General features: G+C 74.2%; 22 protein-coding genes. 13 read left to right on the top strand and 9 right to left on the bottom strand.

Features of this window, described 5'->3' with window-relative positions:
• Positions 1-22 precede the first annotated feature (22 nt).
• Positions 23-1825, top strand: a complete 1803-nt coding sequence (locus tag ACIGHB_RS00405; RefSeq protein WP_399908213.1) for a hypothetical protein — start codon at positions 23-25, stop codon at positions 1823-1825.
• 27 nt (positions 1826-1852) lie between these two features.
• On the opposite strand, the gene ACIGHB_RS00410 is transcribed toward ACIGHB_RS00405, so the two are convergent.
• The 3 genes from ACIGHB_RS00410 to ACIGHB_RS00420 all read right to left on the bottom strand — a co-directional run bounded on the left by ACIGHB_RS00410 (position 1853) and on the right by ACIGHB_RS00420 (position 5739).
• Positions 1853-2998 (bottom strand): GDSL-type esterase/lipase family protein, encoded by a 1146-nt coding sequence (locus ACIGHB_RS00410; RefSeq protein ID WP_399908216.1) that lies wholly within the window; start codon positions 2996-2998, stop codon positions 1853-1855.
• A gap of 233 nt (positions 2999-3231) precedes the next feature.
• Entirely contained in the window at positions 3232-4854 is a 1623-nt protein-coding gene (gene aceB / locus ACIGHB_RS00415) for a malate synthase A (RefSeq protein WP_360319106.1), read from the bottom strand.
• 255 nt (positions 4855-5109) lie between these two features.
• On the bottom strand, positions 5110-5739 hold the full coding sequence (locus tag ACIGHB_RS00420) for an NTP transferase domain-containing protein (RefSeq protein ID WP_399908220.1): 630 nt from the start codon (positions 5737-5739) through the stop codon (positions 5110-5112).
• A gap of 157 nt (positions 5740-5896) precedes the next feature.
• Here ACIGHB_RS00420 and ACIGHB_RS00425 point away from each other — a divergent pair, with 157 nt between their 5' ends.
• On the top strand, positions 5897-6226 hold the full coding sequence (locus ACIGHB_RS00425) for a DUF5955 family protein (protein WP_399908223.1): 330 nt from the start codon (positions 5897-5899) through the stop codon (positions 6224-6226).
• Positions 6227-6265: 39 nt separating this feature from the next.
• On the opposite strand, the gene ACIGHB_RS00430 is transcribed toward ACIGHB_RS00425, so the two are convergent.
• Positions 6266-6904 carry a response regulator transcription factor gene (locus ACIGHB_RS00430; protein ID WP_360319100.1) on the bottom strand — a complete coding sequence of 213 codons (639 nt, stop codon included), beginning with the start codon at positions 6902-6904 and terminating at the stop codon, positions 6266-6268.
• A complete protein-coding gene (locus ACIGHB_RS00435) occupies positions 6901-8064 on the bottom strand; it encodes a sensor histidine kinase (RefSeq protein ID WP_399908227.1) in 1164 nt (387 codons plus the stop codon). The genes ACIGHB_RS00430 and ACIGHB_RS00435 overlap by 4 nt, the downstream gene beginning before the upstream one ends.
• Before the next feature lie 112 nt (positions 8065-8176).
• Between ACIGHB_RS00435 and ACIGHB_RS00440 the strand changes: the two genes are divergently transcribed.
• A complete protein-coding gene (locus ACIGHB_RS00440; RefSeq protein WP_399908229.1) occupies positions 8177-9250 on the top strand; it encodes an ABC transporter permease in 1074 nt (357 codons plus the stop codon).
• Complete coding sequence (locus ACIGHB_RS00445) at positions 9247-9933, top strand: ABC transporter ATP-binding protein (protein ID WP_399908232.1); 687 nt, start codon at positions 9247-9249, stop codon at positions 9931-9933. The genes ACIGHB_RS00440 and ACIGHB_RS00445 overlap by 4 nt, the downstream gene beginning before the upstream one ends.
• A gap of 123 nt (positions 9934-10056) precedes the next feature.
• Here the strand turns inward: ACIGHB_RS00445 and ACIGHB_RS00450 are convergent, their stop codons facing one another.
• On the bottom strand, positions 10057-10863 hold the full coding sequence (locus ACIGHB_RS00450) for an IclR family transcriptional regulator (RefSeq protein ID WP_360319596.1): 807 nt from the start codon (positions 10861-10863) through the stop codon (positions 10057-10059).
• Between the two features lie 329 nt (positions 10864-11192).
• Between ACIGHB_RS00450 and allB the strand changes: the two genes are divergently transcribed.
• A complete protein-coding gene (gene allB, locus ACIGHB_RS00455; protein WP_399908236.1) occupies positions 11193-12527 on the top strand; it encodes an allantoinase AllB in 1335 nt (444 codons plus the stop codon).
• 3 nt (positions 12528-12530) lie between these two features.
• Positions 12531-13649 (top strand): allantoicase, encoded by a 1119-nt coding sequence (gene alc / locus ACIGHB_RS00460; protein WP_399908239.1) that lies wholly within the window; start codon positions 12531-12533, stop codon positions 13647-13649.
• Between the two features lie 387 nt (positions 13650-14036).
• Here the strand turns inward: alc and ACIGHB_RS00465 are convergent, their stop codons facing one another.
• A complete protein-coding gene (locus ACIGHB_RS00465) occupies positions 14037-14777 on the bottom strand; it encodes an SDR family NAD(P)-dependent oxidoreductase (protein WP_399908241.1) in 741 nt (246 codons plus the stop codon).
• 173 nt (positions 14778-14950) lie between these two features.
• Here ACIGHB_RS00465 and ACIGHB_RS00470 point away from each other — a divergent pair, with 173 nt between their 5' ends.
• A complete protein-coding gene (locus ACIGHB_RS00470) occupies positions 14951-15559 on the top strand; it encodes a dihydrofolate reductase family protein (RefSeq protein WP_399908244.1) in 609 nt (202 codons plus the stop codon).
• Between the two features lie 141 nt (positions 15560-15700).
• Positions 15701-16639: a DMT family transporter gene (locus ACIGHB_RS00475; RefSeq protein ID WP_360319648.1), complete on the top strand. Its 939-nt coding sequence runs from the start codon at positions 15701-15703 to the stop codon at positions 16637-16639.
• 2 nt (positions 16640-16641) lie between these two features.
• Here ACIGHB_RS00475 and ACIGHB_RS00480 read toward each other — a convergent pair whose 3' ends face one another.
• On the bottom strand, positions 16642-16866 hold the full coding sequence (locus ACIGHB_RS00480) for a hypothetical protein (RefSeq protein WP_399908247.1): 225 nt from the start codon (positions 16864-16866) through the stop codon (positions 16642-16644).
• A gap of 144 nt (positions 16867-17010) precedes the next feature.
• Between ACIGHB_RS00480 and ACIGHB_RS00485 the strand changes: the two genes are divergently transcribed.
• Positions 17011-18225, top strand: a complete 1215-nt coding sequence (locus tag ACIGHB_RS00485) for a sensor histidine kinase (RefSeq protein WP_399908250.1) — start codon at positions 17011-17013, stop codon at positions 18223-18225.
• Positions 18222-18908, top strand: coding sequence for a response regulator transcription factor (locus ACIGHB_RS00490; RefSeq protein ID WP_360319610.1), 687 nt, complete (start codon positions 18222-18224; stop codon positions 18906-18908). The genes ACIGHB_RS00485 and ACIGHB_RS00490 overlap by 4 nt, the downstream gene beginning before the upstream one ends.
• An 87-nt stretch (positions 18909-18995) precedes the next feature.
• Here ACIGHB_RS00490 and ACIGHB_RS00495 read toward each other — a convergent pair whose 3' ends face one another.
• Positions 18996-19988 carry a Gfo/Idh/MocA family oxidoreductase gene (locus ACIGHB_RS00495; protein WP_399908254.1) on the bottom strand — a complete coding sequence of 331 codons (993 nt, stop codon included), beginning with the start codon at positions 19986-19988 and terminating at the stop codon, positions 18996-18998.
• A gap of 293 nt (positions 19989-20281) precedes the next feature.
• Here ACIGHB_RS00495 and ACIGHB_RS00500 point away from each other — a divergent pair, with 293 nt between their 5' ends.
• Genes ACIGHB_RS00500 through ACIGHB_RS00510 form a run of 3 tightly spaced genes read left to right on the top strand, consistent with a single transcriptional unit; the run spans position 20282 to position 23156 of the window.
• Entirely contained in the window at positions 20282-21313 is a 1032-nt protein-coding gene (locus ACIGHB_RS00500; RefSeq protein WP_360319614.1) for a sugar ABC transporter substrate-binding protein, read from the top strand.
• Positions 21310-22371 carry an ABC transporter permease gene (locus ACIGHB_RS00505; RefSeq protein WP_360319616.1) on the top strand — a complete coding sequence of 354 codons (1062 nt, stop codon included), beginning with the start codon at positions 21310-21312 and terminating at the stop codon, positions 22369-22371. The genes ACIGHB_RS00500 and ACIGHB_RS00505 overlap by 4 nt, the downstream gene beginning before the upstream one ends.
• The gene (locus ACIGHB_RS00510) at positions 22338-23156 is read left to right on the top strand and encodes an ATP-binding cassette domain-containing protein (RefSeq protein ID WP_399909322.1); all 819 of its coding nucleotides are present in this window, start codon (positions 22338-22340) and stop codon (positions 23154-23156) included. The genes ACIGHB_RS00505 and ACIGHB_RS00510 overlap by 34 nt, the downstream gene beginning before the upstream one ends.
• Position 23157: the final 1 nt, after the last annotated feature.

Below are 23157 nucleotides of genomic sequence, written 5' to 3' on the forward strand. Positions count from 1 at the left end.
ACCCCCGAACTACCCTGGAACCGTGGCCGAGACCGTTCTCACCAATACCGGGCTGGACCAGTTCCTGGCGCTCCTCGACGGCAGGCCGGAACACCGCGACCCCGCCTTCACCAGGGCCGCCGAAGCCGTCCTCGGGCTGCTCGCGCTGCGCGGCGCCGACCGGACGGGCGGCATGCCCGAGCCACGGCCCGAGCTGGTGCGGCAGCTGCTCGTCGAGGACCTGCCGGCCTTCGTCTACGCCCCGCCCGGCGACCTCGCCGCCTACCCCGCCGTCCTCGGCGCCCTCGCCGGGTGCTTCGACGGCGAGCTGCGGCAGCGCGTCGCCGCCGTCGTCGGCGAGGCCGGGCCCGACTTCGAACGGGCCATGAACGACCCCGCCAACCTCACCTGGCACCGCTGGTACGCCTCGCTCCTGCGCACCGTCGGCGCCGACCTCGGCGACGCCGAGGACGTGCGGCGCCGGATCGGCGCCCTCGACGGGGCGCCCCTCCCCGACGGCGTGCTCCGCGCCGACCTCATGGGGCGTACCGCGCTCGCCGACACCGTGCTCGCCGAGGCCGTCGCCCGCGCCTACGTCCGCGACGCCGAGGAGCCGCCCGCCGCGGGACCGCTCCTCACCGACCACGCCGTCGCCGCCGGCATCGGCCGGGTGACGGCCGCGCTCCTCGACCGCTGGACCGCCGCCGGCCTCGCCGACGAGCTCACCGGCGCCTACGCGCACTACGCTCCCGGGCCCGACGACTTCCCCCACCTCGTCCTCGCCGACGCGCTCCTCGACGAGCACATGGACTACTACGGCGACCCCTCGATCCCGGTCCCGCCGCCCGCCGACGCCGACGGCTCCTCCGGCGACGCCGAGCGGGACGCCGACGCGCTGCTCGCCGCCGTCGAGGAACTCGCCGAGGAGGAGTACGAGCCGTACGGCGGCGAGGCCCCGCACCTGCTGTACGCGCTCTACCAGCGCGGCTGCGCCGCCGACTCGGTCGCCCGCCGCGCCGCCGAGTACGAGGACTGGACCGTCGACCCCGCCCTGGAGGACGTCCCCGTCACCGTCCCCGAGGGCGTCACCGGCCCCTACGTCACCCCGCCCGTGCCCGAACTCGTCCGGCTGCTCGGCTCCGCCGGCCTCGGCGAGGCCGACCGGGCCCGTCTGGAGGGCCCCGCCCGCGAACTCGCCGCCGTCACCGACCGGCTCGCCGCCACCGGCCTGGTCCTGCGCTCCGGCGACGCCTTCGGACTCACCCCGCGGGGCGCCGCCACCGTCCGCTACCTCCTCCGGGTCCGCCGGATCGCCGCGCCCACCGCCGCCGAGGCCGCCGCCTGGCCCGCGCGGGAGCTGCTCGTCGCGGCCGCCCAGTGGCCCCAGGCGCCCGCCGCGCGCGTCCTCGCCGCGTGGCTGCACGCGCGCGGGGACACCGCCGAAGCCTGGTCGGAGCTGCTGGCCGCGTTCGCCCCCGGCCACGCCCACGCCGCCGAAGCGGCCGACGTACGGGCCCTGTTCGGGCTCCTCGACACCGCCGCCGCCCCGCCCGGCGCGCTGCGCGGCGCCCTGCGCGACCCGGTGATCGGCGCCCGCGCGCTCGACGCGCTCCGGGCGCGCGGCGAGGACGCCGACGCGATCCAGGTGCCGGTGTCGGCCCGCGCCCTGCGCGTCCTCGACCGGCTGCCCGGCAAGCGGGGGCCGCTGGAGTCCCGGCGGGCCGCCTTCGACGCGGCCGCCGCCGACTGGCCGGGCGGCTCGGCCGCCCTCGTCCGGGCGATGGCCGAGGCCGACCGGCGCGGCACCGAACGGATCCTCGGCCCGCTGGGGATCAGCCCGCCGTGAGGGACCCCGTACCTCACCTGAGGAGCGTCAGCCCGCCGTGAGGTACATCCCCGAGGGGCCCGCGCCCGCCGTGTTCCGGCAGGCGCGGTGGCCCGACGGGACCGCGTGGATCAGCGCCAGGCAGCGTCCGAGCGCCTGCTGGCCGTACGCGTTGGGGTGCATCGACTCCTGGACGAGCCCCTGGGTGGACCGGCTGTCGATCCACCGCGCCCACTCGCTCGCCGCGCCCGACGGCGGCTGCGCGGCCGTCACCTGACGGCTCGCCTTCGCGCACACCTCGCGGCCCTGGAGCGCGTCCCGCAGGTCCAGGAACTGCGCGCCCTTCGCCACCGCCACCTGGCGCAGCCGGTCGGCGAGCTGAGGGACGAGGGAGTTCCGCGCCCAGTCGGCGTCCGCGTCCCAGAACGGGCAGCCGCCCGTGTTCGTCCGGGACCAGCCGCCCTCGGCGTAGCGGTTCTCGGCGGCGCGCGGGATCGGCGAGGGGTAGGACTGGAGCACGATCCGGTAGTCGGAGGCCGCGTACCCGGCGCCGGTCATCACGGCCCGCACCTCGTCGACGGCCTTGCCGACGGAGGCCATGGCGGCGTCGATCCGGGCGTCCACCTCGGCCTGCTGGTCGTCGTGGCAGTAGGAGTACCAGACGATGTAGTCGGTGGCGCAGGAGGTGATGACGTCGGCGAAGCCGAGGTCGTTGCCGCCGATGGACAGGGCGATCAGCTTCACGTCGTGTGAGGCGGCGACGGCGGCCAGCCGGTCGGCCTGCGGGGCCTCGCCCTTGTACGCCGTGCCGCCCCGCGCGGCCCGGAAGACGTTCTCGGTGGTCGCCCCGGAGCAGGCCAGGTTGATCAGGTCGGCCGCGATCGGTCCGGCGCTCCTGACCTCGGAGACGTCCGAGCGGTGGCAGCCGCCGGTGGTGGGGCCGTACACCCGCGACGGGTCGTGGCCGCCGCCCGTCCAGGCGCGGTCGGTGCCGTCGCGTCCGCCGGAGTTCGTCAGGCTGTTGCCGAGCCAGCGGCCGGCCTCGCCGGAGATGTAGCTGTCGCCCATGGCGACGACGGCGGTCGGGCCGCGGCCGGGGGAGGCGTGGGCGGCCGGGGCGGCGGCGGTGGCCAGTCCGGCGGCGGTACACAGTGCCAGGAGTGCGCGCAGCGCGCGGTGGGGGGTCGAGGGCATGGCTGTGCTCCTGCGGTACGCGGTGATGTGGGGGACAGCCGCCGGCCGGTGGCATGGCGGAATCTCGCACGGCGCGTCTTATTACCGCTAGGTAGCTGCATATCTCGGTTGGGTCTCGTCCCCTGTGGGCCGACAGACACGGCGCCGGGCACGGCACGGACACGGCACAGGGCCCGGGCCCCGGATCTGTGCGTTTTCCGGGGGCCGGGCCCTGTGCGGGGGTGCGTCGGAGATCAGCCGACGAGCTGCTCGTACGCGGGGAGGGTGAGGAAGTCCGCGTAGTCCGCGTCGAGGGAGACGTGGAGGAGCAGGTCGTGGGCCTGCTGCCACTTGCCGGCGGCGAACGCCTCCTCGCCGATCTCGGCGCGGATGGCGGCCAGCTCCTCGGCGGCGACCTTGCGGGCCAGCTCCGGGGTGGCGGTCTCGCCGTTCTCGAAGACGACGCCGGCGTTGATCCACTGCCAGATCTGGGAGCGGGAGATCTCGGCGGTGGCCGCGTCCTCCATCAGGTTGAAGATGGCGACGGCGCCGAGGCCGCGCAGCCACGCCTCGATGTAGCGGATGCCGACCTGGGCCGCGTTGCGCAGGCCGTCGTAGGTGGGCTTCGCGTCGAGGGAGTCGATGGCGATGAGGTCGCCGGGCGCCACGGAGACGTCCTCGCGCAGGCGGTCCTTCTGGTTGGGCTTGTCGCCGAGGACGGCGTCGAAGGAGGCCATGGCGATCGGGACCAGGTCGGGGTGGGCGACCCAGGAGCCGTCGAAGCCGTCGCCGGCCTCGCGGTCCTTGTCGGCCTTGACCTTCTCGAAGGCGACCTTGTTGACCTCGGCGTCCTTGCGGGACGGGATGAAGGCCGCCATGCCGCCGATCGCGTGCGCGCCGCGCTTGTGGCAGGTGCGGACGAGGAGTTCGGTGTACGCGCGCATGAACGGGGCCGTCATCGTGACCGCGTTGCGGTCCGGGAGGACGAACTTCTGCCCGCCGTCACGGAAGTTCTTGACGATGGAGAAGAGGTAGTCCCAGCGGCCCGCGTTGAGGCCGGCGGCGTGCTCGCGGAGCTCGTAGAGGATCTCCTCCATCTCGTACGCGGCCGTGATGGTCTCGATGAGGACCGTGGCGCGGACGGTGCCCCGGGGGATGCCGACGTACTCCTGGGCGAAGACGAAGATGTCGTTCCAGAGGCGGGCCTCCAGGTGCGACTCGGTCTTCGGCAGGTAGAAGTACGGGCCCTTGCCGAGGTCGATCAGGCGCTGCGCGTTGTGGAAGAAGTACAGGCCGAAGTCGACGAGCGCGCCGGGCACCGCGCGTCCCTCGAAGGCGAGGTGACGCTCCTCCAGGTGCCAGCCGCGCGGGCGCATGACGACCGTCGCCAGCTCCTCGGCGGACTTGAGGGCGTACGACTTGCCGGTGCGGGCGTCGGTGAAGTCGATGTTCCGGGTGTACGCGTCGATCAGGTTGACCTGGCCGAGGACGACGTTCTCCCAGGTGGGGGCCGAGGCGTCCTCGAAGTCGGCGAGCCACACCTTCGCGCCGGAGTTGAGCGCGTTGATCGTCATCTTGCGGTCGGTCGGGCCGGTGATCTCGACGCGGCGGTCGTTCAGCGCCGCCGGGGCGGGCGCGACCTTCCAGGAGTCGTCGGCGCGGATCGCCGCGGTCTCCGGCAGGAAGTCGAGCGTCGAGGTGCGGGCGATCTCGGCGCGCCGCTCGGCGCGGCGGGCCAGGAGCTCGTCCCGGCGCGGGGTGAACCGGCGGTGGAGCTCGGCGACGAAGGCGAGGGCCGCCTCCGTCAGCACCTCCTCCTGGCGCGGCAGGGGCTCGGCGTCGACGACGACCAGGGGGGACGGCGCTGGTGCGGACATGACCTGTCACTTCCTTCAGCGGACTACGCGGGCGGTGCCTGGCGGCCGCCGGGCGTCACGGACGGCACGGAGTGCCGCGGTTGCCGAGATACGGCCGCGAGCGCCGTCACAAGGGATCAGGCGCTTCTATGCAGTGGATATTAGTTTCCTCATGGTGGAAGTTCAATCGTTTGTTGATGTCGAGATTCTTCGGGTCGACAGAACATGGCTCCGAGTGCCAGCTCCTTCACTCCAGGTGCCCGCGTCCGGCCCGCCTCATCCCTCCAGCCGGTACAGGTCCGCCTCGGTGTCGATGTCGAAGGGTTCCGCCACGTCCGAGCAGTCCACCAGGGCGATCGCGTCCCGGTGCGCCGCCAGGTAGTCCCGCGCGCCCCGGTCGCCCTCGGCGCCCGCCGCGATCCCCGCCCAGCGGTCCGCGCCGAACAGCACCGGATGCCCGCGCCTCCCGTCGTACGAGGCCGCCGCCAGCGCGTCCCGCGCCCCGTACGCCGCCCGCACCCGGCCCACCGCCGCCGCCCCGATCCCCGGCTGGTCGACCAGCGAGACCAGGGCCGCGTCCACCCCGCGCGGATCCGCCGCCAGGGAGGCCAGGCCGACCCGCAGCGACGAGCCCATGCCGTCCGCCCACCCCGGGTTCTCGGCCACCACGCACCCCGCGAGCTCCGCCCGCTCCCGTACGAGCTCCGCCGACGCGCCGAGCACCACGTGCACCACCGCGCAGCCGCCCTCGCGCAGCACCCGCACCGCGTGCTCCACCAGCGGGCGGCCCCGGTACGGCAGGAGGGCCTTCGGGCGCCCGCCGAGCCGGCGCCCGCCGCCGGCGGCGAGCAGCAGCCCGGCGACGAGCGGCGGGGAGGAAGGGGAGGGAGAGGCTGTGTGCGTCATGGGACCTGCTTACCGCATGACACGGAATGACACGGTCGCATGAATGCGCCGCCCGGCCTCTTCCCCGCCGGGCGGCCGGGGTGTTGACTGACCCCCACTCAGGGCGCCCGACCACCGCCCGGAGCCGGAGGGAACGGACGTCTCGGAGCGGGGGACCGTGTTGCGGAGCGTGGGGCAGAGGCGAGTGACCGGCGAGGCAGTGGATCCCAGGGTGACCGCACTGCGGTCCGCCGTGGCCCGTCTGCGGCGGGAACTGGCCGGACACCGGGTGGAGTTCGCCGACCGGGAGATCGCCGAGGACGAACTGGCCGCGCTCGACGCCATGGCCGTCAGTGGTGCCCCCGAGGTGTGGCGGCTGCGCCGCAGCCTCCTCCTCGTGGCCGGCTCGCTCGGTTCCGTCAGCGTCCTGTCCGAAGCCCTGGCGGGTGTCCGGCACGCCGTCGAGCTCTTCGGCCCGCCGGGGCCGCCGAAGCAGCCCGGCGCCTGAGTCGGCCCGGCGCCCGAGGCGGCCGGGGCCTGAGGGCGCTCAGCGCCTGATCAGCCGCCGCTCCCTGGCCGCCGCCACCGCCGCCGTCCGCGAGTCCACGCCCAGCTTCGCGAAGACGTGCACCAGATGGGACTTGACCGTGGCCTGGCTGAGGAAGAGGACCTTGCTGATCTGCTGGTTCGACAGGCCCTCGCCGACCAGCTGGAGCACCTCGAGCTCCCGCTTGGTCAGCGCCTCCGCCGGTGTCCGCATCCGGTCCATCAGCCGGTGCGCCACCGCCGGCGCCAGCGCCGACTGGCCGGCCGCCGCCGTCCGCACCGCCGCCGCCAGCTCCTCCGGCGGCGCGTCCTTCAGCAGATAGCCCGAGGCCCCGGCCTCCACCGCCGCCAGGATGTCCGCGTCCGTGTCGTACGTCGTCAGCACCAGCACCCGGGGCCCGCCGGGTACGCCGGTGATCGCCGCCGTCGCCTCCGCGCCGTGCATCCCCGCGCCGAACTGGAGGTCCATCAGCACCACGTCGACGCCCCCGGCCGCCGCGAGCTCCACCGCGCGCTCCGCCGTCGCCGCCTCGCCGACCACGGTGAAGCCGGGCTCGGTGTCCAGGACCGCGCGCAGCCCCGCCCGTACCACCGGATGGTCGTCGGCAAGCAGCAGCCGGACCGTCCCGGGCGCCGTCACCGGGCACCTCCCGCGGGCAGCGGGAGGGTGACCGCGACGGCCGTGCCCTGCCCGGGCGCCGACTCGACCGTGAACGTGCCGCCCAGCGACTCCGCCCGCGAGCGCATCGCCGGCAGCCCGAACCCGCCACCGTCGGCGGACGCCCGTACCCCCTCCGGCGCGAAGCCCTTCCCGTCGTCCACCACGTCGAGTGCCACCGCGTCCTCCATGAACGACAGGGTGATCTCCGCCCGCTCCGCCCCCGCGTGCCGCACCGTGTTCCCCAGCGCCGACTGCGCGATCCGCAGCAGCGCCACCTCGTACGGCGTCGGCAGCTCCACCGGCGTCCCGCTCACCGAGAACCGGGCCCGCGGCCCGGCGCCCGGCTCGCACAACCGCTCCAGGGCCGCCGCCAGCGACCCGCGCTCCAGATCCGGCGGCGTCAGCGCGCGCACGAACCGGCGCGCCTCCGCGAGGTTGTCCTGCGCCGCCTGGCGCGCCCGGTCGATGTGCCCGGAAGCCGGCGAACCCGGGGGCAGCGCCCGCTCGGCCGCCCGCAGCAGCAGCTGGATCGACGACAGCCCCTGGGCGAGCGTGTCGTGGATCTCCCGCGCGAGGCGCTCCCGCTCGGCCAGCGTCCCCGCGTGCCGCTCCGCCGCCGCCAGCTCGGCCCGGGTGGTGATCAGCTCCTCGATCAGGCGCCGCCGCCGCTCGCTCTCCCGGTACAGCGCCTGGTAGCCGAGGACGGTCGCCACGGCCACGGCGGCGCCGAGCAGCGGTCCGATGAAGACCCCCGGGTTCGGCGCGGCGCCGTGCCCCACGTACGAGAGGATCGCGGCGCCCGCCGTCAGCGCGACCGCCGGCAGCGACCAGCGCGCCGGCAGCAGGTGGAGCTGGAGGAAGTACAGCGGGAAGGCGAGCCACAACGCCTCCGGCGTCACCCACAGCAGCGCCAGCCACGAGAGCGCGAGGACCGCCAGCCAGCAGGCCGCGGCGCGCTGCGACCGCCGTACGGCGGGGAGCCGGGCCCCGGCCGCGTAGACCACGCCGGTCACACCCGCGAGGACGGTGCCCGCGGGGGAGCCGGAGCGGACCGCGGCGAGGACGAGCAGCCCCGCCACGAGGAGGTGCAGGCAGACGCGCAGGGCGCGGAGGGCGGGGGTCAGCGAGCGGGGATCCATGACCCCACCAGCGTAGACAGGGACGACTCCGGCCGGGTCAATCGAAAGTTTGAATACGGAGCCATCCGCGGCGCGATGCCGGGAGGGGGCCGGGAACACCAGGCTCGGTCCCATGTTCGTGGCATGCAGAGACCTGAGATTCGCCAAGGGGCGGTTCGCCCTCATGGGCACGGTGATCGTGCTGATCACCCTGCTCGTGGGGCTCCTCTCCGGGCTGACGGCCGGACTCGCGCGGGAGAACGTCTCCGCGATCACCGGCCTGCCCGCCGACCGGATCGCCTTCGCCGCCCCGCCGGCCGGCCGGTCCGTCTCGTTCACCGACTCCACGGTGACGGAGCGGCAGTGGAGCACATGGGCGGAGCGGCCCGGGGTGACCGGGGCGGCGCCGCTCGGCATCCGCACCCTCGACGCGGTCGCGGGCGAGCGGACCGCCGCCGTCTCCGCCTTCGGCACCGAGCCGGGCGACGGGCTGGCCCCCGTGGCCGTGGCCCCCGGCCGGGCGGTCCTGTCCGAGTCGGCGGCCGAGGAGCTGGACGCGCGCCCCGGGGACGCCGTCCGGCTCGGGCCGCTGGAGGTCACCGTCGCCGCGGTCGCCGGGGACGCCTCGTACAGCCACACGCCCGTCGTGTGGACCACGCTCGACGACTGGCAGCGGCTCGGGCACAGCGGCACCACGACGGAGGAGCGGGCGACGGTGATCGCGCTGCGCGGCGGCGCCGACTGGGCGGCGGGCGACGCGGCCGCCGGGACGGAGGCGCGGACGGTGGACGGCGCCCTGAGCGCCATAGGGTCCTACCAGGCCGAGAACGGCTCCCTCCAGCTCATGCGGGGCTTCCTCTTCGTGATCTCCGCGCTCGTCATAGGGGCCTTCTTCACCGTGTGGACCATCCAGCGGGGCGGTGACGTCGCCGTCCTCAAGGCGCTCGGCGCCTCCACGCCCTACCTGCTGCGCGACGCGCTCGGGCAGGCGGTCCTGATGCTGGTGGCCGGGACGCTGCTGGGCACCGGGCTCGCCCTCGGCATCGGCGCGCTGGTCAGCGGCGGCGACGTGCCCTTCGTGCTCGCGCCGGCGACCGTGCTCGGCCCGGCCGGCGTGATCATCCTGCTCGGCGCCGTCGGCTCCGCGCTCTCCATCCGGCGGATCACCGCCGTCGACCCCCTCACCGCGCTCGGGAGCGTCCGATGAGCCTCGCACTCGATGCCGTGACCCTCACCTACCCGGACGGCGACGGGCGGCTGACAGCCCTCGACGCGGTCTCCCTCACCGTCCCGCCGGGCCGTCTGACGGCGGTCGTCGGCCCGTCGGGCTCCGGCAAGTCCAGCCTCCTCGCCGTCGCGGCGACCCTCGTGACGCCCGACGCGGGGCGGGTCGTCGTCGCCGGCACGGACACGGCGGGGCTCGACGCGGCGGGGCGGGCGGCGCTGCGGCGGACGTCGATCGGGATCGTCTTCCAGCAGCCCAACCTGCTGCCCTCGCTGACGGCCGCGGAACAGCTCCAGGTCATGGCGCACCTGTCGGGCCGTCCGCCGAAGTCGGTACGGGACCGGGCCATGGAGCTGCTGGACGCGGTCGGCCTCGCGGACCGGGCAGGGCGCAGACCGCACGAGCTCTCCGGCGGGCAGCGGCAGCGGGTCAACATCGCGCGGGCGCTGATGAACGAGCCCGCGGTGCTGCTCGTCGACGAGCCCACGAGCGCGCTGGACCACGAGCGGGGGGCGGCGGTGGTGGCGCTCCTGTCCGGCCTGACCCGCGACCGGGGCACCGCGACGGTCCTCGTCACGCACGACCGCTCCCACCTGGCGGCGGCGGACCGGCTGGCGACGGTCGAGGACGGCCGCCTGTCGTGCGAGCCGGCGGGGGTCTCCTGAGGAGAGGGGCATCTCCTGAGGGGAGGGGCGTCTCCTGAGGGGGCGGGCGTCTCCTGAGGGGACGGGGAGCGACGAGACGGCCCGCCGCGATCGCGGCGGGCCGTCTCGTCGGTACGGGAGGGGTCAGGGCTGGCCGTTGCCCGTGGTGTTGGCGAGGGCCGTGGAGAGTTCGAGGGCGACCTGCTGGAGGATGGGGACGATCTTCTCCGTCGCCGCCTCCGTGACCCGGCCCGCCGGGCCCGAGATGGAGATGGCCGCCGCCGTGGGGGAGTCGGGGACCGAGACCGCGAGGCAGCGGACCCCTATCTCCTGCTCGTTGTCGTCGACGGCGTACCCGGTCTCGCGGACCGCCGCGAGCGCCGCGAGGAAGCCGTCCGCCGTGGTGATGGTCTTCTCGGTGGCGGCCGGCATCCCGGTGCGGGAGAGCAGCGCGCGCACCTCGTCGTCCGGGGTGTGCGCGAGGAGGGCCTTGCCGACGCCGGTGGAGTGCGGCAGCACCCGGCGGCCGACCTCGGTGAACATGCGCATGGAGTGTTTGGACGGCACCTGGGCGACGTAGACGATCTCGTCGCCGTCGAGGAGCGCCATGTTCGCCGTCTCGCCGGTCTCCTCGACGAGCCGCGCCAGGTAGGGGCGGGCCCAGGTGCCGAGGAGGCGGGAGGCCGACTCGCCGAGGCGGATCAGGCGCGGGCCGAGCGCGTACCGCCGGTTGGGCTGCTGGCGGACGTATCCGCAGGCCACGAGGGTGCGCATGAGACGGTGGATGGTGGGAAGCGGCAGCCCGCTGCTGGCGGAGAGCTCGCTCAGCCCGACCTCGCCCCCCGCGTCGGCCATCCGTTCGAGGAGGTCGAAGGCGCGCTCAAGGGACTGGACGCCACCGCTCGCGGCGGGCTTGGCGGCGTCGGTGGTGCTGGCGCTGGACGTCGGCACGTCAACGGTCCTTTCGGGGCAGGCGGGCAAGGCAGCAGCCTACCGGGCCGTCGGGCCGGGCACAGTGTGCGGGGCTCGGCGTCCGGGCCGGTCAGCGGGGTGTTTGTCCGTTGTCGGCGGCTGCGCGGCGGGGGTCGGGTCCGCCCCTCCTGTAGGGAGCTACCTTCTACTGTACGAAATTCCTATTCCACTTTGTGGAAACCTCTAGGTAGACTCCCTCGCGAGTCGCGGCACCGGGTCCGCCCTTGACGGCATCTCCTCCCGGCCGCAGACTCCTTCAACAGTTCGTTGAAATTCTGCTTCGTGGAAGCGGAACGGGAAGGGGCAAGGTGGACGTCAACCTGGTACTGCGCTCGACGCGGGTCATCACCCCGGAGGGCACGCGGCCGGCGGCCATCGCCGTCTCGGACGGCACGATCGCGGCGGTCCTGCCGTACGACGCGGAGGTACCCGCGGGGGCCGTCCTGGAGGACGTCGGCGACCACGTGGTCCTGCCCGGACTCGTCGACTCCCACGTCCACGTGAACGACCCCGGCCGCACCGAGTGGGAGGGCTTCTGGACCGCCACCCGCGCGGCCGCCGCCGGCGGCATCACCACGATCGTCGACATGCCGCTCAACTCCCTCCCGCCCACCACCACCGTGGACAACCTGCGCGTCAAGCAGGACGTGGCCCGGTCCAAGGCCCACGTCGACGTCGGCTTCTGGGGCGGCGCCCTGCCCGACAACGTCAAGGACCTGCGCCCCCTCCACGACGCGGGCGTCTACGGCTTCAAGTGCTTCCTCTCGCCCTCCGGCGTCGAGGAGTTCCCCGAGCTGGACCAGGAGCAGCTGGCCCGCTCCCTCGCCGAGATCGCCGGCTTCGACGGGCTGATGATCGTCCACGCCGAGGACCCCCACCACCTCGCCGCCGCCCCGCAGAAGTCCTCCGAGCAGTACGCCGACTTCCTCGCCTCCCGGCCCCGCGACGCCGAGAACACCGCCATCGAGAACCTGATCAACCAGGCCCGGCGGCTCGACGCCCGCGTCCACGTCCTGCACCTCTCCTCCTCCGACGCGCTGCCGCTCATCGCCGCCGCCAAGGCCGAGGGCGTCAAGGTCACCGTCGAGTCCTGTCCGCACTTCCTCACCCTCACGGCCGAGGAGATCCCGGACGGCGCCACCGAGTTCAAGTGCTGCCCGCCGATCCGCGAGGCCGTGAACCAGGACGCGCTCTGGCAGGGGCTCGCCGACGGGGTCATCGACTGCATCGTCTCCGACCACTCCCCGTCGACCGCCGACCTCAAGACCCCGGACTTCTCCTCCGCCTGGGGCGGCATCTCCTCCCTCCAGCTCGGCCTCCCCGCCATCTGGACCGAGGCCCGCCGCCGCGGCCACACCCTGGAGGACGTCGTCCGCTGGATGTCCGAGGGCCCCGCCCGCCTCGCCGGACTCGACCGCAAGGGCGCCATCGAGGCCGGACGCGACGCCGACTTCGCCGTCATCGACCCCGACGCCACCTTCACCGTCGACCCGGTCGAGCTCCAGCACCGCAACCGCATCACCGCCTACGCGGGCAAGACCCTCCACGGCGTGGTCACCTCCACCTGGCTGCGCGGCGAGCGGATCAACGACCGCGGCACCCTGGCCGAGCCCTCCGGCCGCCTCCTCGAAAGGAACAACTGACCCGTGAGCACCGGCATACCTTCCTTCACCGGCGACGCCAGCCCCTACGGCGGCGGTGACCCGTACGCCGACTACCGCACGGCCGAGTTCCCCTTCACCCAGTACGCCGACCTCGCCGACCGCCGTCTCGGCGCCGGCGTCATCGCCGCCAACGACGAGTTCTTCGCCGAGCGCGAGAACATGCTCAAGCCCGAGGCCGCCGAGTTCGACCCCGAGCACTTCGGCCACAAGGGCAAGATCATGGACGGCTGGGAGACCCGCCGCCGCCGCGGCGTCTCCGCCGCCGAGCCGCACCCGACCGCCGAGGACCACGACTGGGCCCTCGTCCGGCTCGGCGCCCCCGGCGTCGTCCGCGGCATCGTCGTCGACACCGCCCACTTCCGCGGCAACTACCCGCAGGCCGTCTCCGTCGAGGCCACCTCCGTCGCCGGCTCGCCCTCGCCCGAGGAACTGCTCGCCGACGACGTGAAGTGGACGACCCTCGTCCCGCGCACCGCCATCGGCGGCCACGCCGCCAACGGCTTCGCCGTCGACGTCGAGCAGCGCTTCACCCACCTCCGCGTCAACCAGCACCCCGACGGCGGCATCGCCCGCCTCCGCGTGTACGGCGAAGTCGCCCCCGACCCGGCCTGGCTCGGCGTCCTCGGCACCTTCGACCTCGCCGCCCTGGAGAACGGCGGCCAGGTCGAGGACGCCTCCGACCGCTTCTACTCCCCGGCGACCAACACCATCCAGCCCGGCCGCTCCCGCAAGATGGACGACGGCTGGGAGACCCGCCGCCGCCGCGACAAGGGCAACGACTGGATCCGCTACTCCCTCGTCGCCGAGTCCGCGATCCGCGCCGTCGAGATCGACACCGCGTACCTCAAGGGCAACAGCGCCGGCTGGGCCGCGCTCTCCGTCGCCGCCGAGGGCTCCGAGGACTGGACCGAGATCCTTCCCCGGACCCGGCTCCAGCCCGACACCAACCACCGGTTCGTCCTCGACACGCCGGCCGTCGGCTCCCGCGTACGCATCGACATCTACCCGGACGGCGGCATCTCCCGCCTCCGCCTCTTCGGCTCCCTGACCGAAGCGGGCGCGGCCCGGCTCACCGCCCGCCACCAGGAGCTCGGCGGCTGACCGAGCCCGTACGGCCCCGGGGCCCGGTCGGCCGACACCGGCCGGCCCCCGGCAACACCCCGGACCACGGTCCGGGCCCCCTACTGGGCGGGCACGACACCCCGCCCGGCCAGAGGGCGCACCGACCCGACAGCACCGGTGCGCCCTCTGCTCTTCCCTTTTCTGGGCTCGGTTCGCCTCCGGGGCGCCTCAGCCGGGCTCACGACCCCGACCGTGCTCGCCCCGCTCGTTCCTCACGGGGCTCCGCGCGCTCGTGGTCGTTCCCCCGGCGCGCCCCTTCGGCTCACTCGCCGGCCCGTAAGGGAACCGTCCGGACAGGTCACTCGCCGGCCCGTCCGGGCACCGTCCGGACAGGCGCGCCCCGCGTACGGGAACGACTCCTCGCCCTTACGCCGCGTGGCCGCCGTCCACCGACAGTTCGGCGCCCGTCACATAGCGGCCCTCAGGGCCCGCCAGGTAGGCGACGGCCGCCGCCACCTCGTCCGGGGTGCCGAAGCGGCCCAGGGCGGTCAGCGCGATCTGCCCTTCCGCCATCGGCCCGTCCGCCGGATTGAGGTCCGTGTCCACCGGGCCCGGGTGGACGATGTTGGCGGTGATCCCCCGGCCGCCCAGCTCCCGGGCCAGTGCCCGGTTCAGGCCCGTCAGCGCCGACTTGCTCAGCGCGTACAGCGTCCCGCCGGGGCCCGGCACCCGCTGGGTCATGCAGGTGCCGATCGTGACGATCCTGCCGCCGTCCGGCAGCCGCTCCGCCGCCGCCTGGGAGGCCAGGAAGGCCGCCCGGACGTTCACCGCGAGCACCCGGTCCACATCGGCGAGGGTCAGCTCGCCCAGCGGGCCGAGGACCCCGACGCCGACGTTGTTCACCAGGACGTCGAGCCGCCCCAGATCGTCCGCCGCCCGGTGCACCGCGCCCGCCGCGTCCCCGGCGTCCGCCGCGTCGGCGCGCAGCGGCAGCGCCCGGCGGCCCGCCGCCTCGACGCGGGCCGCGACCTCCTTCGCCGCGGCCTCGTCCCGTACGTAGGTGAAGGCCACGTCGGCACCCTCCCGGGCGAGCCGTACCGCCGTCGCCGCGCCGATGCCCCGGCTGCCGCCCGTCACCAGCACCGCCGTCCCGTTCATCGCGGACATCGCTCCCTGCCTCCTCAGATCGCACAACTGGTTGCGGATTCAAGGAAACCCGGGTGGGGGAGCCGGTGCTGGCGGCCTTCGGACACCGAGTTCGGCGCCGACCGATGAGTTGCGGCGCCGGGCGGGGTCGATACGGATGGGAGCACAGCACCGACCAGCGAAAGGCAACCGCCATGGCCACCCTCAGCCTCACCCAGTTCCTCACGATCGACGGCGTCTACCAGGCGCCCGGCGGCCCCGACGAGGACCGCAGCGGCGGCTTCGAGCACGGCGGCTGGTCCGTGCCCTTCGGCGACGAGGACTTCCTCCGCCGCGTCGAGGAGATCTTCGCCCGCCCCACCGCGTTCCTCCTGGGCCGCCGCACCTACGACATCTTCGCCGGCTACTGGCCGAAGCAGACCGACCCCGCCGACCCGGTCGCGAGCAAGCTCAACGCCCTGCCCAAGTACGTCGCCACCACCACCCTCGAATCCGCCGACTGGGCCGGTACGACCCTGCTGCGCGGGGACGCCGTCGAGGAGGTGACCGCGCTCAAGGAGCGCCTCGACGGCGAGATCCAGATCCACGGCAGCGGCGGGCTCGCCCGCACCCTCCTCGCCCACGACCTGATCGACACCCTCCACCTGCACGTCTTCCCGGTCGTCCTCGGCACCGGCCGGCGCTTCTTCGGCGAGGGCGACCAGCCGACCGCCTTCCGGCTCACCGAGTCGTCCGTCACCGGCACGGGCGTCGCCCTCCACACGTACGAGCGGGCCGGCCGCCCCACCTACGGCAGCTACTGAGTAGCGGGTGTGATCAGCGGCCGGGAAAGGGCCGCCGGAAAAGGGTGTCGTCACCACCGGCCCCGGCCGGTACGGTGATCGTTCCGTGTGCGAGCCGCTGACGTCTCCACCCCGTCAGCCGAGTGGGAGACCCGCACCGACATGGCCGCTCCGTCCGTTTCGCCGTACCCCGGCTCCGTCCCCCTCGGCGCCCGGCGCCCTGCCTGGCTCACCGATCTCCCGCTGCTGCTCGTCGCGGTGTTCTGGGGCGGCAGCTACCTCGCCGCCAAGGGCATCACCACCAGCCACACCGTCGTCGCCGTCCTCGTGCTGCGCTTCGCGCTCGTGGTGCCCGTCCTGGTCGCCGCCGGGTGGAAGGGGCTGCGGGCGCTGACCGGCGCGCAGTGGCGGGGCGCCGCACTCCTCGGGCTGGTCCTCGCCGGGATCTTCCTCCTGGAGACGTACGGCGTCGTCCACACCTCCGCCACCAACGCCGGCCTGATCATCAGCCTCACCATGATCTTCACCCCGCTCGCCGAAGCCGCCGTCACCCGGACGAGGCCGTCGCGCGGCTTCCTCGGCGCCGCCGGGCTCTCCGTCGCCGGCGTCGTCCTGCTGACCCAGGGCGCGGGCTTCACCGCCCCCTCCCTCGGCGACCTGCTGATCCTCCTGGCCGCGGTGGCCCGGACCGTGCACGTCCTCGCCATGGCCCGGATCAAGGCCGTCCGGTCGGCCGACTCGCTGTCCCTGACCACCGTCCAGCTCGGCACCGCCGTGCTCGTCTTCGCCGTCCTCGCCGCCGCCGGCGGCGGTACGACCCCCTGGGCCGCCGCGCTCGACTTCGGACCCCGCGCATGGGCCGGGCTCGTCTTCCTCTCCGTCTTCTGCACGCTCTTCGCGTTCTTCGTGCAGATGTGGGCCGTCCGCCGCACCTCGCCCTCCCGGGTCAGCCTGCTGCTCGGCACCGAGCCGCTGTGGGCCGCCCTCGCCGGCATCGCCCTGGCCGGCGACCGGCCGGGCGCCCTCGGCCTCGCGGGCGCGGCCCTGGTCCTCGCCGGCACGGCCTGGGGGCGGCGGAGCGCCGACGCGGACGGCCGATAGGTTCAGCCCCTCTTCTCGACCCGCTCCGAGACGATCATCAGCACCAGGCCGAGCGCGGCGACCACGATGTTCGTGAAGACCTCCCGGCCTTCGAGGAACCACACGTTCTCGGTCAGGTAACGGGTCGCACCCATGAAGGGGAGCCAGCCGCCCGTGAGCTCCCTGATCACCCCGCAGACCCCGAAGACGGTCAGCAGGAAGCCGGTCACCTCAAGAAATCTCCTCATGCGGCGATCATGGGCCCGCCGGCCGGCCGGCCGCGTCGGCCGCCGGTCGCCCGCCCCGCGACCGAAGTATCGATTCCCGCGACTTCGGTCGCGGCCGGCCGCCGCGGACCGGTGCGGCGGGCCCCCGCTCAGTACATTGCCGATATGACGCGAACGGACCGGCAGCGCTGGCTGCTCCCCTCCCACCTGGTCGCACCGGGCGGGGACGGGGCCGCCCGGCCGCGCCGCACCGTGCGCGACTGGGTCGTCGACACCCTGATCTTCCTGCTGGCCGCGCTCTTCGGGCTCGTCGCCGCCGACACCAGCGCCCGGTACAACAGCGACGCGGTCAACCTGATCGACCAGATCGTCGGCGCCCTCGCCTGCTGCGCGCTGTGGCTGCGCCGCCGGTGGCCCGTCGGGCTCGCCGCCGCCCTCGCCGTCCTCGGCGCCCTCATCCCCGTCGCCGCCGGGGCCATGCTCGCGGCCCTCTTCAGCGTCGCCGTCCGCCGCCCCTTCCGCGAGATCGCCTGGATCCTCGGCGTCACCCTCGCCGGCGCCGTCGCCACCGTCTTCGTCCGCCCCGACCCCGAGACCGGCACCGCCCTCGGGATCGTCCTCGGCGTCGCCCTCACCCTCCTCGTCATCGCCTGGGGCATGCTCGTACGGGCCCGCCGCCAGCTCGTCGAGGCGCTGCGCGAGCGCGCCGAACGGGCCGAGTCGGAGGCCGAACTGCGCGCCGCCCAGGCGCAGCGCCTGGCCCGCGAGGCCATCGCCCGCGAGATGCACGACGTCCTCGCCCACCGGCTCACCCTGCTCAGCGTCCACGCCGGCGCCCTGGAGTTCCGGCCCGACGCCCCGCCCGAGCAGATCGCCCGCGCCGCCGGCGTCATCCGCGACAGCGCCCACGACGCCCTCCAGGACCTGCGCGAGATCATCGGCGTGCTGCGCGCCCCGGGCGAGGAGAGCGGCGGCGGCGACCGGCCGCAGCCGACCCTCGCCACCCTCGGCGCGCTCGTCGACGAGTCCCGCGAGGCCGGGATGACGGTCCTCCTCGACTCCGCGGTGGACGACCCCGGCTCGGTGCCCGCCGCCACCGGCCGCACCGTCTACCGCATCGCCCAGGAGGCCCTGACCAACGCCCGCAAGCACGCCCCCGGCGCCCGCGTCACCGTCACCCTGCGCGGCCGTCCCGGCGACGGGCTGACCGTCGAGGTCCGCAACCCGGCGCCCGACGGACCGGTCCCGCCCGTCCCCGGCTCCGGCCAGGGCCTCATCGGACTCTCCGAGCGGGCCGCCCTCGCCGGCGGGCGGCTCGACCACGGTCCGGCCCCCGGCGGCGGCTTCGCCCTCACCGCCTGGCTACCGTGGCCCCCATGACCATCCGGCTGCTCCTCGTCGACGACGACCCCCTGGTCCGCGCGGGCCTCACCCTGATGCTCGGCGGCGACCCGACCGTCGAGATCGTCGGCGAGGGCTCCGACGGGAGCGAGGTCCCCGACCTCGTCGCCCGCCTCGCCCCCGACGTCGTCCTCATGGACATCCGCATGCCGCACGTCGACGGCCTCACCGCCACCGAACTGCTGCGCGCCCGGCCCGGCGCCCCCGAGGTGATCGTCCTCACCACCTTCCACGCCGACGAGCAGGTGCTGCGCGCCCTGCGGGCCGGCGCCGCCGGCTTCGTCCTGAAGGACACCCCGCCCGCCGAGATCGTCGCCGCCGTCCGCCGGGTCGCCGCCGGCGACCCCGTCCTCTCCCCGGCCGTCACCCGCCAGCTGATGAGCCACGTCGCCGGACTGTCCGAGCCCCGCCCCCGCCGCGACACCGCCGCCGGACGCCTCGCCGGGCTCGCCGGACGCGAGCGGGAGGTGGCCGTCGCCGTCGGCCGCGGCGCCTCCAACGCCGAGATCGCCGAACAGCTCTTCATGAGCGTGCCGACGGTGAAGACGTACGTCTCCCGGCTGCTGGCCAAGCTCAACCTCAACAACCGGGTCCAGATCGCCCTGCTCGTCCATGACGCCGGTCTCCTCGACGAAGGCCCCCACGCCCCTACCGGCGAGTAGGGCGACGGGGGCCACCGACCACGCGACCCCCGCCCAGGGCACGGTCCGCGCGGCCGGCCGGGGCCGGTGCCGCCGTACGGACGGGAGCTACGGCTCCACCCGCACCGGCCGGTGCTCGCGGCGGGAGCGCTCGCAGGCGTCCGCGACCCGGAGCGCCGCCAGTGCCTCCTGGCCGTCGCACGGGTTGGGGGCCTCGCCGCGCACCAGGCGGACGAAGGCGTCCAGCTCCGCCTCGTACGCCGGGGCGAAGCGCTCCAGGAAGCCGGGCCAGGGCTTCGGCGGGGGCGCGGGGGAGTGCGGCTCCAGCGAGGTGAGGGGGGTGCGCTCGTCCAGGCCCACCGCGAGCTGGTCGCGATCGCCGGCCAGCTCCATCCGCACGTCGTACCCGGCGCCGTTGCAGCGCGTCGCCGTCGCCGACACCAGGGTGCCGTCGTCCAGGGTGAGCAGCGCGGCCGCCGTGTCCACGTCACCCGCCTCGCGGAACATCGCGGGACCCGCGTCCGAGCCGCGCGCGTACACCTCCACGACCTCCCGGCCGGTCACCCACCGCACGATGTCGACGTCGTGCACCATGCAGTCCCGGAAGAGGCCGCCGGAGAGCGGCAGATACGCGGCGGGCGGCGGCTCCGGGTCCGAGGTCGCCGTCCGTACCGTGTGCAGCCTGCCCAGTCGCCCGGCGCGGACCGCCTCCCTCGCCGCCCGGTAGCCCGCGTCGAAGCGGCGCATGAAGCCCAGCTGGAGCTCGGTGCCCGCCTCCTCCACCGCTGCCAGCGCGGCCAGCGTGCCCGGCACGTCCAGCGCGATCGGCTTCTCGCAGAAGGCCGGCAGACCCGCCCGCGCCGCCCGGCCGATCAGCTCCGCGTGCGCGGCCGTCGCCGAGGCGATCACCACCGCGTCGAGGTCCCGCCCGAGCAGCGCCGTCACGTCCGGCGCGGTCTCCGCGCCCACCGCCCGCGCCACCGCCCCCGCCCGCGCCGGGTCGGCGTCGGCGACCACCAGCGCGCCGACCCCCGGATGCCGGGCGAGCGCCCCCGCGTGAAAACTCCCGATCCGGCCCGTCCCGATCAGTCCGATGCGCATGGCCCCACCGTGGGGCGCCCGCCGGACGGTGTCAAGGTTTGTCAGGACAAGCGCCGGTGGCGCGCCGATGGAGCCGGCGTGACGCCTTCCCGGCGCCCCGGGGCGGGGCTACCCTCGCGACGGCACCGACCTCGCCGCCCGCCCCGGCCTCACCGGCCCCGGCCCTCCGCGACCCGGCCGATGGTCCGTCCGTAGGGCCGCCGGGGCGCGAGGAGGGACCCGTCGCGAGCGCCGAGACCCTCATGACCGATACTGCAATGCACGCAGAAGGACACAAAGGAGGGCACGGTCTCGTGACCAGGCTTCGGACAGGGCTGCGGACAGGAGGGGTACGGGCCGCTGTCGGCGCCGTGCTCGCCGTCGCGCTCACAGCGGCGCTCGCCGGGTGCAGCAGCACGGGCGGCAAGCGGGCGGAGGACGCCCGCAAGGCCGCCGCGGCCCAGGGCCGGGCGGCCGTCGACACCCCCCGCTGGACCTTCGCGATGGTCACCCACTCGGGCGACGGGGACACCTTCTGGGACATCGTCCAGAACGGCGCGAAGCAGGCCGCCGTCAAGGACAACATCAACTTCCTCTACGCCCACAGCGACGAGTCCCAGCAGCAGGCGCAGCTCATCGACTCGTACGTCGCCAAGGGCGTCGACGGCCTCATCGTCACCCTCGCCAAGCCCGACGCGATGAAGGCGGCCGTCGAGAAGGCGGTGAAGGCCGGCATCCCGGTGATCACCGTGAACTCCGGCGCCGAGCAGTCCAAGGCGTTCGGCGCCCTCACCCACATCGGCCAGGACGAGACCGTCGCCGGCCAGGCCGTCGGCGAGGAGCTGACGAAGCGCGGGAAGAAGAAGGCCCTCTGCGTCCTGCACGAGCAGGGCAACGTCGGACACGAGCAGCGCTGCGCCGGCACCAAGGAGACCTTCGGCGGCGAACTGGTCAACCTGTACGTCGACGGCACCAACATGCCCGACGTGAAGGCGTCCATCGAGGCCAAGCTCCAGTCCGACAAGGACCTCGACGCCGTCGTCACCCTCGGCGCCCCCTTCGCCGACGCCGCCGTCCAGGCCGCGAAGAGCGCCGGCAGCAAGGCCGAGATCGACACCTTCGACCTCAACGCCAAGGTCGCCGCCGCCCTGGAGGCCGGCACCCTCGGCTTCGCCGTCGACCAGCAGCCGTACCTCCAGGGGTACGAGGCGGTCGACCTGCTCTGGCTCTACCGCTACAACGCCGACGTCCTCGGCGGCGGCAAGCCCGTCCTCACCGGGCCCCAGATCATCACCAAGGACCAGGCCGGGGCCCTGAAGCGGTACGCGGAGCGGGGCACCCGATGAGCGGCACCACACCCGCCGCGGGGGGCGACGGGCTCGACCACGTCGACGAGCGGCTGCTGCGCACCACCCCGCTGAAGAAGCTCCTCGCCCGCCCCGAGCTGGGCTCGGTCGTCGGCGCGATCGCCGTCTTCGCCTTCTTCGCGGTCGCCGCCGACGGCTTCCTGCGCCCCGCCGGCCTCGGCACCGTGCTCTACGCGGCCTCCACCCTCGGCATCATGGCCGTCCCGGTCGCGCTCCTGATGATCGGCGGCGAGTTCGACCTCTCGGCCGGCGTCCTGGTCACCAGCTCCGCGCTGGTGTCCTCGATGTTCAGCTACCAGATGACCGCCAACGTCTGGGTCGGCGTCGGCGTCTCGCTCCTGGTCACCCTGGCCGTCGGCGCCTTCAACGGCTTCATGCTGACCCGTACGAGACTGCCCAGCTTCATCATCACGCTCGGCACCTTCCTGATGCTGACCGGCCTCAACCTGGGCCTCACCAAGCTGATCACCGGCACCGTCTCCACCAAGTCGATCGCCGACATGGAGGGCTTCCCCTCCGCGCACTCCGTCTTCGCCTCGACGCTCACCGTCGGGAGCGTGGAGCTGAAGGTGACCATCCTGTGGTGGCTCGGCCTCGTCGCGGTGGCCACCTGGATCCTGCTCCGCACCCGCTTCGGCAACTGGATCTTCGCCGTCGGCGGCGGCGCCGACGCGGCCCGCGCGGTCGGCGTCCCGGTCCACCGCACCAAGATCGGCCTCTACCTCGGCGTCGCCTTCTGCGCCTGGATCTCCGGCCAGCACCTGCTCTTCTCCTTCGACGTCGTCCAGTCCGGCGAAGGCGTCGGCAACGAGCTGATCTACATCATCGCGGCCGTCATCGGCGGCTGCCTGATCACCGGCGGCTACGGCTCCGCCATCGGCTCCGCGATCGGCGCCCTCATCTTCGGCATGACCAGCAAGGGCATCGTCTACGCCGAGTGGAACCCCGACTGGTTCAAGTTCTTCCTGGGCGCGATGCTGCTGCTCGCGACGCTCCTGAACGCCTGGATCCGCAAGCGCGTGGAGGCCACCAAGTGACGACGACCCCGCTGGTGGAGCTGACCGGAGTCAGCAAGTTCTACGGCAACATCCGCGCCCTCGAAGGGGTCTCCCTGGAGGTCAGGGCCGGCGAGATCACCTGCGTCCTCGGCGACAACGGCGCCGGCAAGTCCACCCTCATCAAGATCGTCGCCGGCCTGCACCGGCACGACGCCGGCACCTTCCTCATCGAGGGCGAGGAGGTCGCCCTCGCCAACCCGCGCGACGCCCTCGACCGGGGCATCGCCACCGTCTACCAGGACCTCGCCGTCGTCCCGCTGATGCCCGTCTGGCGGAACTTCTTCCTCGGCTCCGAGCCCACCAGGGGCAAGGGCCCCTTCAAACGGCTCGACGTCGAGCGGATGCGGACCACCACCCGCGAGGCGCTGCTCCGCATGGGCATCGACCTGCGCGACGTCGACCAGCCCATCGGCACCCTCTCCGGCGGCGAACGCCAGTGCGTGGCCATCGCCCGCGCGGTCCACTTCGGCGCCAAGGTCCTCGTCCTCGACGAGCCGACCGCCGCCCTCGGCGTCAAGCAGTCCGGCGTCGTCCTCAAGTACGTGGCCGCCGCCCGCGACGAGGGCCTCGGCGTGGTCCTCATCACCCACAACCCGCACCACGCCTACCTCGTCGGCGACCGGTTCGTCCTGCTCAAGCGGGGCACGATGGCCGCGAGCCACACCAAGGCGTCGGTGACGCTCGACGAGTTGACCCGCCAGATGGCGGGCGGCAGCGAGCTGGACGACCTCCGCCACGAGCTGGAGCGCCCCGCCGGACCGTGAC

Origin of the sequence: Streptomyces sp. NPDC085460 (genome assembly GCF_044541975.1) — a bacterium.
Lineage (GTDB): Bacteria > Actinomycetota > Actinomycetes > Streptomycetales > Streptomycetaceae > Streptomyces.

Bases quoted from the DNA above. Each gene is read 5' to 3' on its own strand.
- ACIGHB_RS00495 (WP_399908254.1), bottom strand. From the start codon at position 19,988: ATGCGCATCGGACTGATCGGGACGGGCCGGATCGGGAGTTTTCACGCG.
- ACIGHB_RS00480 (WP_399908247.1), bottom strand. From the start codon at position 16,866: ATGAGGAGATTTCTTGAGGTGACCGGCTTCCTGCTGACCGTCTTCGGG.
- ACIGHB_RS00485 (WP_399908250.1), top strand. From the start codon at position 17,011: ATGACGCGAACGGACCGGCAGCGCTGGCTGCTCCCCTCCCACCTGGTC.
- ACIGHB_RS00420 (WP_399908220.1), bottom strand. From the start codon at position 5,739: ATGACGCACACAGCCTCTCCCTCCCCTTCCTCCCCGCCGCTCGTCGCC.
- ACIGHB_RS00440 (WP_399908229.1), top strand. From the start codon at position 8,177: ATGTTCGTGGCATGCAGAGACCTGAGATTCGCCAAGGGGCGGTTCGCC.
- ACIGHB_RS00410 (WP_399908216.1), bottom strand. From the start codon at position 2,998: ATGCCCTCGACCCCCCACCGCGCGCTGCGCGCACTCCTGGCACTGTGT.
- aceB (WP_360319106.1), bottom strand. From the start codon at position 4,854: ATGTCCGCACCAGCGCCGTCCCCCCTGGTCGTCGTCGACGCCGAGCCC.
- ACIGHB_RS00435 (WP_399908227.1), bottom strand. From the start codon at position 8,064: ATGGATCCCCGCTCGCTGACCCCCGCCCTCCGCGCCCTGCGCGTCTGC.
- ACIGHB_RS00490 (WP_360319610.1), top strand. From the start codon at position 18,222: ATGACCATCCGGCTGCTCCTCGTCGACGACGACCCCCTGGTCCGCGCG.
- ACIGHB_RS00445 (WP_399908232.1), top strand. From the start codon at position 9,247: ATGAGCCTCGCACTCGATGCCGTGACCCTCACCTACCCGGACGGCGAC.
- ACIGHB_RS00475 (WP_360319648.1), top strand. From the start codon at position 15,701: ATGGCCGCTCCGTCCGTTTCGCCGTACCCCGGCTCCGTCCCCCTCGGC.
- ACIGHB_RS00505 (WP_360319616.1), top strand. From the start codon at position 21,310: ATGAGCGGCACCACACCCGCCGCGGGGGGCGACGGGCTCGACCACGTC.
- ACIGHB_RS00465 (WP_399908241.1), bottom strand. From the start codon at position 14,777: ATGTCCGCGATGAACGGGACGGCGGTGCTGGTGACGGGCGGCAGCCGG.
- ACIGHB_RS00470 (WP_399908244.1), top strand. From the start codon at position 14,951: ATGGCCACCCTCAGCCTCACCCAGTTCCTCACGATCGACGGCGTCTAC.